Source organism: Echinicola soli (genome assembly GCF_006575665.1).
Taxonomy (GTDB): Bacteria; Bacteroidota; Bacteroidia; order Cytophagales; family Cyclobacteriaceae; genus Echinicola; species Echinicola soli.
Genome location: NZ_CP041253.1, coordinates 4,823,250 through 4,836,478 on the forward strand (window position 1 = coordinate 4,823,250; position 13,229 = coordinate 4,836,478).

Sequence of the window (13,229 nt, forward strand, 5' to 3'; positions counted from 1 at the left end):
ATTTTTTCATCTTACGTCTATCCAAACACCGCTGAGGTCATGGTCAAGGAGCCGCCCACTACTTTATCATTAAAAAAACGGACATTCTCCCCTCCTCTTTTCAGCCCCAAAATATAAAGCAGCGGAATATAATGATCGGGAGTGGGAATGGCCAGCTGTGCAGCTTTGCCCAGCTTATGGAAATCCATCAATGCCCGATGATTTCCATCAGTGATCAGTTGCTTAAACTGCTCATTCATTTCGATAGCCCAGTCATAGCCGTACTCAGGCTCACTTAATTTGTCCCATGCCACCATACGTAGATTATGCACCATATTACCACTACCGATGATCAACACTCCCTTTTTGCGAAGGTGAAGGAGCTCTTTGGCCAGTTCATAGTGGTATTGGGGAGACTGATAATAATCAATACTTAGCTGAAGTACAGGAATGTCTGCTTCCGGATACATATGGCGCACCACCGTCCAGGTGCCATGATCCAATCCCCATTCGTGATCAAGTTCCACTTTTGCTGTGTAAAAGCCTTCAGCTGTTGCCTTTGCCAGATCAGGGTGGCCTGGCGCCGGGTATTGAACCTCAAAGAGTGCTCTTGGAAATCCACCAAAATCATGAATGGTTCTTGGAAAATCCATGGCTGTAATCCGCGTTCCCCGGCTCAGCCAATGGGCAGAAACCACCAAAACGGCCTTTGGACGGGGAATTTCTTGCCCCAGCTTTTTCCAATAACCTGAAAACACATTGTCTTCGATTCCATTCATGGGTGAGCCATGGCCGACAAACAACACCGGCATTTGCGGGCCATCTTCTTTCAAATTACTTGTAAAACGATTAAAATCACCTAAGTTTTTCATCCTTTTATCCTTTAAGGTCCTTCCATCCCGGAGGGAATTATCATTTATGATTATACGCTTTTCTGCCAGTTTGAGCATATTCAGCAAAATGCCTTATATCAATCAATGATTAACATAAAAAAATTCGTGGCAATCCGTGTAATTCGTGGACTTTCTTCTAATGAATTTGATTACTTGCACAATTCTGCATAATCACATTATTATTTAACTGTATAACCGTATCCTGTCAAATATAATTCATGTATATACATATAATATCAAGTAATTCGTTTACATTGGAGTAATTTGTGGACTTTTATTTATTTTTACTGGCGTCCGACCAAATTTCAAATATGATCAAAACTGTCTTTAAATAGAATTTGAGGGTTTTTATCCCTATCCCTAAAATAGCTCCCATCCCCTAAAGGGAAGCTTTAGGGAGTCCCCTTTAGGGGATTTAGGGGTTAAAACAGTTGATTTTTTCAATTTGACGATTGTTTTCTCGGACGCAAGTAATTTATTTTCATCCTTAATCCTGAAATTATTTCACCTGCTATCCATGAAGCCAAAATCACATTATCAATCACTTTTTCAAGCCGCACGCCAGCAATTAATCAAAGATGAATACGAGGTAGATCAAAAAATCGGCGACCTTTCCGATACCAGACGTGGCATCACCTTACTGGCCCGACCCGATCTTAACTGCAAAACCAATATCGCTGCTTTTCTGAACAAACTGCAGCTACTTGATCCCTCACAATATTATTATCCCCAATCCGACCTGCACATTACGATCATGTCTATCATTTCCTGTTATGAGGGATTTCAGCTCAGGCAAATAAACCCAAAGGAATATATCTGTGTCATCCTCAAAAGCCTCTCTGAAACTCCTCCTTTCAAAATCCACTTTGCAGGTGTCACGCTAAGCCCTGCAGGAGTACTGCTACAGGGATATCCGGACGGGGAAGCCCTTCAGTATTTACGGGATCGGTTACGCCAGCACTTCAAATCGTCATCCCTTCAGCAAAGTCTGGACAAGCGTTATGCCATTCAAACGGCCCACAGCACCATCATGCGCTATAAATATCCACTAAAAAACAAAAATAAATTCCTCCAAACGATTGAGTCCAATAGGCATACTGATTTCGGTACATTTACCGTAAACGAACTGGAGTTGGTATTTAATGATTGGTACCAGCGAAAAGAAAACGTACAATTACTCCATAGGCTACCACTCACCAACCATCGCTGAGCAACAACAATTTAACACAAAATACCCCATTTACGGTATTTTTTCCAATAGCTAAATATGGTAACTTACCAACAGCATTAAGTGAATAAAAAGAAACTACTACTCCTTTGATTTGTTTTCATTAAACTCACTTAGCCATGCTCAATTCCGAGAATTAAGCATGGTTACTTTTTATCTCTATTTATCAAAACATCCAGCGATCTCTCAACCAAATTTTGGTCTCACAGGAATTTAATGACAATTCCCAAGAAAAATCCGGGCATTTGATGGAATGCAGATTTACAATGACCGGTTGGTTGACGAAGACCACAAAGACACTGGCACTTCAAACCATGGAATCGTCAAAGCTATTTTTGGTTCTATATGATTTACTATGGGTAAACTGAGCCCTAGCGGGTTATGGAGATCGAAGAATCGCGTGGAAGGATGAATGGGGCACCCATACTCCTGATGCAGTCGATAATCATATATGTTTTCTGCCCATGGTCAGTACCTACGGAACCGTTAGGATGCTGTATCCAATTCCTGTTACAAAGCTAATGCTCATAAGGAGCATCCCTGCTAACACTTCTGTCGGCTAAAATAGTGAGTAGGCATTTAAGTTTGGTAAGATCAGGTTGCCTCCAGGGGGCTTTGTGCCGTAGGAACAAAACCATTTCCCTGATCTATCCGCACAAGCGGGACAGTCCCGTGGATAATTTACCCACAGTATTTCATATAAAACCTTACTTTTGAGTATGCCCCTGCTTAAATTTTAATTGAAGAATCTACTAATCCTTATTTTAAATGTTTGTCGGTACTGGGGAAAAGGACTCATTAATCCATGGCTACTGTAGATCCTGGATCAAGCGGAAAAGTTATGGGGATTAGGGTTGGTTTCGATAACACGCAGATGATGCAGATTAATAAGATTTACGCTGGTTTTTTATAATAAACGCGATTTAAAATACCGTCATAGCGAGGAAGTATAGCCTGTCCCGAGCTATCGGGAACGTGGCAATCCCGTATTAAGAAAACGAGATTGCTTCACTCCGTTGCTCTGCATTCGCAATGACGGATTTATACTGATTCTATAATCTATACATTACTATTGCTAAATCAAAGAGAAATATGCTTACCAAAACCACCTGGAAATCTCTCATCTTCCAGAAATATTGCTTGGTCCTCAAAATGTGCTAAAAAGGAGGCAAGCGAAAAAGTTGAGGGCATGAATCCCTTTATTTTATTAGGATTTCTTTTTTGTTTTTTTGCCACAAAGATTCTAAGACCCAAAGCTGTTTGTTTTCCATGAAATTTGGAATCCGCCTACAAAACACTTCGTGTCTTGGTGACTTCGTGGCGACATACCAAATGAATATAAATCTTCTCCAGCCCCCAGAAATATTGCTTGATCCTAGATCCTCTGTTTTTTATTCTATCTTGATACTTGCTACAAAAAAACCCTCCCAGAAATATCCAGGAAGGCTTTTCATCAGTTAATTTTCACATTTTATTCTTCGCCGTGCGGCTTGCCAATCGTCGCAAGGATCCCTCCGTCCACATAGACAATCTGGCCATTGACAAAGTTACTGGCCTGGCTGGCCAAAAAGACCATCGTTCCCTGCAAATCTTCAGGATCTCCCCATCTGCCTGCAGGCGTTCTGTTGATGATAAAGTCATTGAACGGATGGCCGTCCACACGGATCGGGGCAGTCTGCTCGGTGGCAAAATAACCTGGGCCGATCCCATTTACCTGGATATTATATTTGGCCCACTCAGTCGCCAGGTTTCTGGTCAGCATTTTCAGACCACCTTTTGCAGCAGCATAGCCAGACACCGTATTTCGGCCGAGTTCACTCATCATGGAGCAAATATTGATGATCTTGCCTCCTCCTTTTTCCTTCATGCCCTTTGCTACACGCTTGGACATCAGAAAAGGAGAAACCAAATCCATGTTCACCACTTTGGCAAAATCTGCCACTTCCATTTCGAGCGCAGGTGTACGCTGGATCATTCCGGCGTTGTTCACCAAAATATCGATGGTACCAAATTTACTTTCTATTTCAGAAAGCTTCTCATCCACTTCTTTTTCGTTGGTAACATCAAAAAGATAACCATGCGCCTCGATGCCATCAGCAGCATAATCTTCGAGTGCCTTCTCCATCTTGGCAGGTGTATGTCCATTTACGATCAGGGTAGCACCACTCTTAGCAAGAGCCTTTGCCATGGCCATCCCAAGACCATGGGTACCACCTGTGACAAGGGCTACTTTTCCTGATAGATCAAATAATTCTTTCATATTTGGTTAATAGTTATTTGGTTAATGGTTATTGGACACTATGGGGTCTGTGGTCGAAAGCCGACTATTCACAGCCTCTTATTTCATATCTGTTACAGCTACTTTGTCCATGTCGCCATAATCAAGGTTTTCTCCGGCCATTCCCCAGATAAAGGTATAGTTGGAAGTACCTGAACCTGCGTGGATAGACCATGCTGGTGACAATACTGCTTCATGGTTTTTCATCCAGATGTGGCGTGTCTCGTGCGGCTGTCCCATATAGTGGCAAACTGCCGCAGTTTCGGCCAAATCAAAATAAAAATATGCTTCCATTCTTCTATCGTGCGTGTGGGCAGGCATGGTGTTCCATACACTTCCTGGCTTGAGCTGGGTCATGCCCATCTGCAACTGGCAGGATTTCACGACACTGTTCACGATCAACTTGTTGATCACGCGGTGATTGGACTCTTCCATGGATCCCAGCTCTACTTTTTCAGCATCATCCAATCCTACTTTTTTGGTTGGATAAGCAGTATGGGCCGGCGCAGAGTTAAAGTACAAAAACGCCTGTCCTTCTGTGGAAGGGTTAAAAATCACTTCTTTTACTCCCCGCCCCACATATAGTGCTTCGCGTGTGTTCACCTTATGATCGGTACCATCTACGGTGATCAGGGTCGGTGCCCCTACATTGATCACACCTAGCTCACGACGCTCCAAGAAATACTCCGCTTTCAGCTGATCTACAGTTTCCAGTTCCAAGGCTTTGTTCACCGGAGCAATTCCTCCTACAATATAGCGGTCAAACATGGAATAAACGCCAGTGATCTTATCATCTTGAAAGATGTTCTCGATCAAAAAATGATCCCTTAACTTTTGGGTGTCATAGCCTTTGACATCATCAGGATGCGCTCCGTATCTGGTTACGATGTTCGTATGCATGTTAATTGTTTATTTATATAATTAGAAAATAATTTTTCACTTCAAAACGGCCTGTGCAATCGATTACCCAACCGCCAAAAACTTGCTGGCTTTTCATTTTCCCATATCCCTTTTCAGCCTCTCATTAAAAAGGATAGCGAAACCAGCAATAATGCAATTGATCAGCATTGTAATGCTGCTTTTGCTTCTCTGGAAAACAAAACTAACATATTTCACGAGAAAAAAAACCCGCACAGTCTGGTGTATGGATGACTTTAACCCGAAATGCACATTAGCCTATCTACGCCGCGGCGCACAAGTGTTGCGACCTGAAATTGCTTCAAAAGAACCCCACCTAACCTCCCTTGCAAGGAGAGAGACATGCAATCATCTTTACTTCTTTACCCCTTTCCTCTATCTTGATACTTATTCTTAGCTCTTGGTTCTTTACTCTTCTTTGATACTTACTGTTCGAATCGTGCCACTAACACTCACTTCCAATGGTTTTTCCAGTCCTTTGGCAAACTGCTTCAGATAGGCATCCCATTCAGCGGCATTGTCAAATTGACCACTTTTTTTCCAGCCAAATCCTGCATAATAACTAACTTTTCCTTTAGTAGGTTTGGCCATGACCAGTAGCTGGCTGCCATCCGGGTAATCCACACGGTGGTCTTTGGACTCGATGACATCAGAAGGATCCATCACAATGCCCAGCCCAAGTTCACTTTTGTCCATTGGCTCCCAGTAGCGGTAAATACCCGATTCATCATTTATGGCTACCTGTCCTTCTTTATTGTGCAGCGTAATGCCGATGGTGACATTTGGCACGGAGGCTTCACTCTTCACAGTAGATTCAAAATGGTTCAGGTTACTGCCCAGGTCCAGGCTGATGCGCTTGGTCTCGGAGACCATTTTACCGTTCACTTCCCATGGAGCATAGGTCAGTTCAAAAATCGTCCTGATCGGCCCCACAGCGATCCGCTTATAGCTCACAAAGTTTCGGGAAGTGTAGAGAGAATCATTCTCCCAAATACCGATTCCACCAATCCCTCGACTGGAGCCCACATGATAGGGATCATACCCCTCGCCGGTATCGACATGATAGGCGCCTTTTTTCTCGTCGTTTTCCTTGTACCATTTATCGATAATGGGATAATCCACCCGTTTTAACCAACAATCCATGCCACTGGAAAGGGTACCGTCCGGGAGCTTTTGCTCAATCCTACGCTGGGCATCGGGACCATAAGTACGAAAAGCAACACGGTCGTTTTCCCAGGTATAATCGTCCGTGCGTTCTGGTACAAAGCGCGAAAAAGTCTGCTGTTCGGAAGTGGGTTGCTCCTCTCCTTCCTTCAAGGGACGAACAGTATAAGTGCCTGATTCCCCCGCTTCCAAATCCACTTGAAACAGCCATTGGTCAACGGTATTATCTCCGTCCAAATCCACCCATTGATTGAGTAGGGCCTTGCCATCACTGTCGGTAACCACTAGTTTTTCAGTGCCGTACTGTTCGATCGTTTGCTGAAGGATTTGAGCAGGAACCTCTACAGTGGCGGCGGTTTTATCCACTTCGGCGGGATTTTTCACCTCAATGGTTACCGTGTGGGTATTCTCTTGACAGCTCGCTAGTATCAAAGCCGCTCCGGCCAAGAATGCTCCCCCTTTAATACTTGGGATCAATAAGTCCCGTAGATGCTTGGTGTTTTTCATGAAAATAGCTAATTCTAATAAATGCTAAAAAAACAGTTTATCCTACTAATGTAACAATGGCACTATGGCATCTGCAAGCCTTGGATAAAATATATGCTCCATCCGCAAAAATTAGTGATTTTGGCTGAAGCAAATGACTTGGTCATAATATGAACAGCATTAAAAGTGCCAGTGCATTGCACTGGCACTGCCTCTTTGCCGTACCCAAGAGAAAACCTTTATTTTTTCAACTGATAATCCCAGCTGGCACCGCTAATGTCGGTTATTTTCAAGGTATAAGTACCTTCGGTCAATCCTGTCAGCTCGGAAGCAATCAAGTTTATTTTAGCCTTACCTCCCAGCGGTATCACCAAGCTATGTTTTCCAGGCTTTACTTTTGCGACATAATAATTCTCTATTGACGCGGGATCCATGGTAGCCAATTCTTCGTTGGAAAGTCCAAACACCTTATTTCCTGCACTATCCTTTACTTCCACGTCTATGATCCAGGCACCATAGACATCCACTCCTTCTGTCCTGAAAACATTAAACTCCACACCTTCGTCAGTGAGCTTACCTTCCGTAATTTCCAGTTTTGGCTTCACGGATTTGTTATGGAGTGGTCCCCATAAGCCTCCATGGAAAATTTGGTTAGTCATCAACGAAATTCCCAATATGGCCAATGAACCTGCAAGCACCAACTTGGAATAAAGATGTGCTTTGACGGGTAATTCTCCGGAAGCCATCCAGGCAAACCATTTTTTCTTAGTGAAATCATAATTGTGCTGAAGAAGGTAATGGTCAATGGAATATTTGCCACTACCCGTCAAAAAGAGCACGAAACCCGTAGCTATTCCCAGTACCCCAATTTGCCATTCATCAAGACATGTAGTCCCAATCCATCCTGAGCCCAATAAAATCCCCATGGCCAACCCAAAAACCCCAACACTCATCAATCGGGTAAAGGCACCCAACATGATCATCAACCCCACTATACCTTCCACCAACGTAAAGATCACCATTGCCCACCAAAGCCAATCTGGATTTTCGACCAAGTACTGGATAATAGGTTTGATGCCCAATGCATGGGGCAGAAAGTGGTTGAATTTTTCGCCAATATAACCGCTGATTTCTGGATTGAGTTTATCAGTCAAAACAGTCCGTCTGTAAAGGGCCGAAAAGTAAGTCCAGCCCACCACTAATCTCAAGGAAAGTGTCATAAGACCTGCGTCATTTTTTATGTTCATCTTCATCGTTTTTTAAAGCGTTATGGAATAATATCCTTCTTTTTGTAGTTGCAATCCGTAGAGGATGCCGTTTTCGATCACACCGATCCCAGATGGCAACTCAGCCGACTTCACGTCAAACTTTTGCAATGAAAAACCACAGGCCAAGAGCGTAACTTTACGATCATGAGCCATTTTCAGCAATGGAACCATGGTCTTTTCATTCACTAGGTCTCTTACGGCCTTACCGCAAATAACCACTTGGAATTCGCCAAATTTGCTTCCGCCTTCCTTGGCCAACGCCTCTGCAGCCAACAAAATCGGCTTGAGCTGCGCTACATTTCTGGTCAATACAAAATAGTTTGATTTTTCTTTATTGGTATGAGTTTGTGCATCTGCCTGGCCAGCCAGCAGTAGGGAGACCATGGCAAGCAATGCTATTTTATGTTTCATTTTTTTTGGGATGTATTCTTACACTCCTCGATGCTTGGCACCAAAAGAATGTTTATGGAAAATTAATATCGCTTAAGAATACGAAGGGTAGAAACGCCAGCAGCGGTATTGTTCTTTTACACAATCCTACTACGCTATCTAATATATTTCACCTCCAGTTTAGCCAAAAGCGAGGTTAAGAGAAGTTCTAATTCAAAAAAGGAAACTTACAGATGGGTCTTAAAATTCTGATACAAAATATAATAGGGAACAGTTACCGCGGTTCCTAGCTTAGCATAAAAAAATGTTGGACGCTGATCCTGCTCATTCCATTCAAATTGGATAAATGCTGCAATCAAGGTGAGTGCAGGAGTCAGTTCAGCAGTGAAATCCACCATAGCGTGAACCGCCGTGGTATCATCAATGGCAAAACAAGAAGACAATGGCTGAACAGCTTTACTCTTATTGAGCACTTGGGTATGCGTGGCTCCAAAAGCCTTCTGAATGGTATTTCTGACCGAACAAGGCGAACATAGCAAAAGCGTCAATAGCGCCAATACAGCTATTGGATGCCACTTTTTAGTCTTACGCTTTTTTTCCAATCCTTTTACCATTTGTAATTTCCAAACGGCACTGGGAAAAAAAAGTTGTTCCTCAAGCAGTTTTAAAAAGTGGTCTATTTTCTATGTTGGTTTTTCATTGAATAGAGTATGAACCCCATACCTATCATCAACAGCACATTGGATGCTATGCGGAGGTAAAACCCCTGGTCAAAATTCTCTTCCATCAGAGTATTTACAACAAATAAGACCGCACTGGCTAACAGTAAAAATATGGCTAGATAGTGTTTTTTTATTCTTTTTTCTGTAAATTTTTAATATCATAAAATCAGCTAGTTAACCGTTAGAAAGCACCTATTGCTTCGTGATCGGGCAAAAACTATTCAACAAGCCACAGCGTTACGAAAAACGCCCCTCCTTATTTATTCCTTGACCATCTGTGAACCTATAAAAGGTATTTTGGGTGCCAAAAAATATCCCGTCAGGCTCGCGAAAAAAATAGGGATAATATGACCAAACCCCGTCAAAGTGGCCAATAAAATAGTAGTGCTCATCGGAGTACGGGTAACGCAGGCATTGATAGCTGCCATACAGCTCACAATCGCCAAGGTCAAGTTTATTGCAGGAAACAACTGGTACAAGATAAGCCCCAACGTAGCTCCTACAAAAAACAAGGGAATGATAAACCCTCCACGCCAACCGGAGGTAACAGTGATAGAAATAGCGATGATCTTAAAAACCAAAATCCCGAACAAAAATGTCAGGGAAAAATCGCTTGACAGCAGCTCATTTATTTCATGATGGCCAAAATACCGCGTAATCGGAAAATAAAATGCGATAATTCCAAGTAATAACCCTCCTATCAAGGTTTTAATATAAATAGGGATAGGTTTCTTTTCGAAAAGTGATTTAAAAAACTTTGTACAAAAAACAAATCCCCACCCCAAAGCGGCTCCAATTATAGCAAACAGCACTGCGTATCCAAAGTCAAAAATACCAGAATACTCATAAGCGGACAAATCCCATGTCGGGCCTAGCCCCAAATGAACGATCAGTGCAAATACCAAATAGCTAAAACAACTTGCCACAAATGCCGGAATAATGGCTTTATAATATTCAACAGCATATTTATGGTGGAGTATCTCCAGTGAAAACAAACTTCCTCCCAAAGGAGCCCCAAATAATGCCGTAAAACCTGAAGCCATTCCTGCAATGCTCATCGACCTTAATTCTTCACCTTTCAACCGCAACATTTTCCCAAACCAAGTTCCTGTGGAGCCGGTTACTTGTACCAACGGAGCTTCCGGCCCAAGGCTTCCTCCCGATGCCACGCACAGTAAGGAGGAAAGTACCATAGAAGGATTGTTCTTGGGATCGAGCTTCCCTTTGTTAAACCGGATATTGTTCACGATAAGATGTATCTCTCCGGGGTCACCGATAATATGAATGATCAAGCCGGCCAATAGGCCACAAATGGCCATCAAAGGGATGACTTGCCATCCGCTAAAAAAGGCAAGCTTGTGCATCAGAAATTCAAGGCCGATCCAATAAACTCCAGCAATAATCCCACCTATCAGGCCCAAGAATGCCCACAGTAAAAATGTCCGACTAAAAACAAATGGATTAAACCGGATTGGTTGGTCCAAAAGATCCAAATACCTTACTAGCTTCCGTTTTTGCTTTAATTTCACTATATCAGATCGGTTTTATGTTAATTTTTTGCGATTTAAAACCCAAAATTAATAAAAATACCTCCTCAATTGGGAATTGTCCTGATTTCTTTCACCTCCTAATTAAACCCGGAATCATTGCCGTTTAGTTACCGTGAATTTATCCTAGGGCCTTATGTTGGAATACTTTACCATAGTATACCGTTCAGAGCCGTTCAATATATCTGTTTGGAAAATCATGACCATAAATGGAGACCATGATTTTCTCAATGGAAAAAAGGAAAGGGATAAAATCTGCAAAAACTACTAACGTTCGGTGGGACATGATAAAAAAAAGAGGTGCTCCCCCCCTGCCCCCCCTTAACTAAGGGGCATTAAATCTGAAATATTCAATAGTCTACATGAATCTTTTTTCAAAAACTTTCAAACTGTTTTTTTCCATAACAAATTCCACGAAAATCTGTGAAATCCGCCTACTTTCCACTATTTTCTGCCTTATTTACCTCAACGATGATTCATAAACCTATTAAACCTAATCCATGATAACCAATAATGCTATCAACCGCCGTCATTTTATCAAAAGCTCAGCAGCTTCTCTTACCCTTGCCTCATTGGGCGCATTCAATGTTAGCTTTGCAAGTGCCGACAAAACCTACCGAGTAGCCCTGATCGGTACGGGCTGGTATGGGAAAAGTGACCTTTTTAAATTGATCCAAGTGGCTCCCGTGGAAGTCGTCGCGCTATGTGATGTGGACCGTATCCGGCTCCGGGAAGCAGGAGAACTGGTCAGCCAGCGGCAGCTTTCGGGCAACACCCCAAAAACCTACAGCGATTTTCAGAAATTGCTCGATGAAAACGAACTGGACATCGTGATGATCGGCTCACCAGATCATTGGCATGCCCTGCAGGCCATCGCGGCCATCGAAGCAGGAGCTCATCTCTATCTTCAGAAACCCATCAGTGTGGATGTACTGGAAGGTGAGGCCATCCTTGCCGCTGCCCGCAAACACAATCGCACAGTCCAAGTGGGCACCCAGCGAAAGAGCACCCCACACCTTATCGAAGCCAAAAAGGAAATCGTGGACAAAGGACTGCTTGGCAAAATCTCCCACGTGGAAATGTGCTGCTATTACCACATGCGCGCCCAAGGCAATCCTCCTGTACAGCCAGTCCCTGATTTCTTGGACTATGAAAACTGGACCGGACCAGCTCCACTCCGCCCCTATGACAAACTTCCACATGGCAGCTGGTGGCGGGCCTTTATGGAGTATGGCAATGGCATCATGGGCGACATGTGTGTGCATATGCTGGATACGGTAAGATGGATGCTGGACCTGGGCTGGCCACAAAAAATCTCTTCTACCGGAGGGATTTATGTGCAGAAAGACGGTAAATCAAACATTGCTGACACTCAAACCGCCATCTTCGAATACAACGAACTCAACTGCATCTGGCAACATCGTACTTGGGGCAATCCTGACGATCCGGAATACCCGTGGGCATTTATCCTCCACGGTGAAAATGGCACCTTAAAGGCCAGTGTGATGCAGTATGATTATATCCCTCATGGTGACGGAGAGCCCATTCATGGTGATGTCATCTATGAAAAGGAAAAATACCCTGAAGACCTCAAAGAAGAGCGCATCGAATTACATGCCGCCCCGGCTACCAGAAATCACTTGAAAGACTTCCTCCAGGCCATCGAAAACAATTCACGACCAGTGGCAGACATTGAGGAAGGCCACATTTCTTCTGCTTCCTGCATCCTTGCCAATCTCTCCATGGAACTTGGCAGACCTGTGATCTATGACCCTGTCCATAAAATCATCGAGGGTGATCCTGAAGCTACAGCTCTCCTCAAACGAAATTACAGGGACGGCTGGGTCCATCCATGGAATGGGTAGCTTTGAAAGAACTTAAAATTCTAAGATCGGAATATTGGGAGAATTTTAGCTCATAGGGATAAAAAGTACGGAAAAACGCCATCGCTCAAAGGGATTACATACCCAGGCTAACGAAGTTGTCCTCCTTCCACATATCCGTATTCATCTGTATCTATCTGTGGTTCCCCAAGTGATGAATCAAGCCATATTTCTAGGGGAATTTCCTAAGGTTTCCATTCATTTGGTATGTTGCCACGAAGTCGCCCAGACACGAAGTGTTTTGTAGGAGGATTCCAAATTTCATAAAAAACAAACAGCTTTGGTTCTTAGAGCTTTGTGGCAAAAAACAAAAAAGAAACCAAACTAAAATATAGGGATTCATGCCGTCAGCTTTACCCAATTTATCTGTATACTATCCAACAAAATACTATGGCTTCGTTCCAGCCTCCGATATTAAAAAAATCAGCAGATATCTGCTCTATCGGCATCATCAGTGTGCTATCAAAATTGTT

The 13,229-nt window shown here is 43.1% G+C and carries 10 protein-coding genes; 2 read left to right on the forward strand and 8 right to left on the reverse strand.

The features are described from left to right. Window positions 1–17 precede the first annotated feature (17 nt). Window positions 18–851 (reverse strand): 4,5-DOPA-extradiol-dioxygenase, encoded by an 834-nt coding sequence (ygiD, locus tag FKX85_RS18790; RefSeq protein ID WP_141616196.1) that lies wholly within the window; start codon window positions 849–851, stop codon window positions 18–20. 538 nt (window positions 852–1,389) lie between these two features. On the opposite strand from ygiD, the gene FKX85_RS18795 reads away from it, so the two are divergent. Continuing rightward, on the forward strand, window positions 1,390–2,082 hold the full coding sequence (locus FKX85_RS18795; protein ID WP_141616197.1) for a 2'-5' RNA ligase family protein: 693 nt from the start codon (window positions 1,390–1,392) through the stop codon (window positions 2,080–2,082). A 1,489-nt stretch (window positions 2,083–3,571) separates the two neighbouring features. Here FKX85_RS18795 and FKX85_RS18800 read toward each other — a convergent pair. The 7 genes from FKX85_RS18800 to FKX85_RS18830 form a co-directional block, all read right to left on the reverse strand. Next, complete coding sequence (locus FKX85_RS18800) at window positions 3,572–4,360, reverse strand: gluconate 5-dehydrogenase (RefSeq protein ID WP_141616198.1); 789 nt, start codon at window positions 4,358–4,360, stop codon at window positions 3,572–3,574. A 78-nt stretch (window positions 4,361–4,438) separates the two neighbouring features. Beyond that, window positions 4,439–5,278 (reverse strand): 5-dehydro-4-deoxy-D-glucuronate isomerase, encoded by an 840-nt coding sequence (gene kduI / locus FKX85_RS18805; protein WP_141616199.1) that lies wholly within the window; start codon window positions 5,276–5,278, stop codon window positions 4,439–4,441. A gap of 426 nt (window positions 5,279–5,704) precedes the next feature. Beyond that, entirely contained in the window at window positions 5,705–6,967 is a 1,263-nt protein-coding gene (locus FKX85_RS18810; RefSeq protein ID WP_141616200.1) for a DUF4861 domain-containing protein, read from the reverse strand. A 218-nt stretch (window positions 6,968–7,185) separates the two neighbouring features. Further along, a complete protein-coding gene (locus FKX85_RS18815; protein WP_229239681.1) occupies window positions 7,186–8,193 on the reverse strand; it encodes a TQO small subunit DoxD in 1,008 nt (335 codons plus the stop codon). Window positions 8,194–8,205: 12 nt separating this feature from the next. Further along, window positions 8,206–8,625, reverse strand: coding sequence for a DsrE family protein (locus FKX85_RS18820; protein WP_141616202.1), 420 nt, complete (start codon window positions 8,623–8,625; stop codon window positions 8,206–8,208). Window positions 8,626–8,831: 206 nt separating this feature from the next. Continuing rightward, entirely contained in the window at window positions 8,832–9,218 is a 387-nt protein-coding gene (locus FKX85_RS18825; protein ID WP_141616203.1) for a hypothetical protein, read from the reverse strand. A gap of 368 nt (window positions 9,219–9,586) precedes the next feature. Next, a complete protein-coding gene (locus FKX85_RS18830; protein ID WP_141616204.1) occupies window positions 9,587–10,855 on the reverse strand; it encodes a chloride channel protein in 1,269 nt (422 codons plus the stop codon). Window positions 10,856–11,373: 518 nt separating this feature from the next. Between FKX85_RS18830 and FKX85_RS18835 the strand changes: the two genes are divergently transcribed. Further along, on the forward strand, window positions 11,374–12,738 hold the full coding sequence (locus tag FKX85_RS18835; RefSeq protein ID WP_141616205.1) for a Gfo/Idh/MocA family protein: 1,365 nt from the start codon (window positions 11,374–11,376) through the stop codon (window positions 12,736–12,738). Window positions 12,739–13,229 lie beyond the last annotated feature (491 nt).

Coding starts and splice junctions, on each gene's coding strand:
- ygiD (WP_141616196.1), bottom strand. CDS start 851: ATGAAAAACTTAGGTGATTTTAATCGTTTTACAAGTAATTTGAAAGAA.
- FKX85_RS18795 (WP_141616197.1), top strand. CDS start 1,390: ATGAAGCCAAAATCACATTATCAATCACTTTTTCAAGCCGCACGCCAG.
- FKX85_RS18800 (WP_141616198.1), bottom strand. CDS start 4,360: ATGAAAGAATTATTTGATCTATCAGGAAAAGTAGCCCTTGTCACAGGT.
- kduI (WP_141616199.1), bottom strand. CDS start 5,278: ATGCATACGAACATCGTAACCAGATACGGAGCGCATCCTGATGATGTC.
- FKX85_RS18810 (WP_141616200.1), bottom strand. CDS start 6,967: ATGAAAAACACCAAGCATCTACGGGACTTATTGATCCCAAGTATTAAA.
- FKX85_RS18815 (WP_229239681.1), bottom strand. CDS start 8,193: ATGAACATAAAAAATGACGCAGGTCTTATGACACTTTCCTTGAGATTA.
- FKX85_RS18820 (WP_141616202.1), bottom strand. CDS start 8,625: ATGAAACATAAAATAGCATTGCTTGCCATGGTCTCCCTACTGCTGGCT.
- FKX85_RS18825 (WP_141616203.1), bottom strand. CDS start 9,218: ATGGTAAAAGGATTGGAAAAAAAGCGTAAGACTAAAAAGTGGCATCCA.
- FKX85_RS18835 (WP_141616205.1), top strand. CDS start 11,374: ATGATAACCAATAATGCTATCAACCGCCGTCATTTTATCAAAAGCTCA.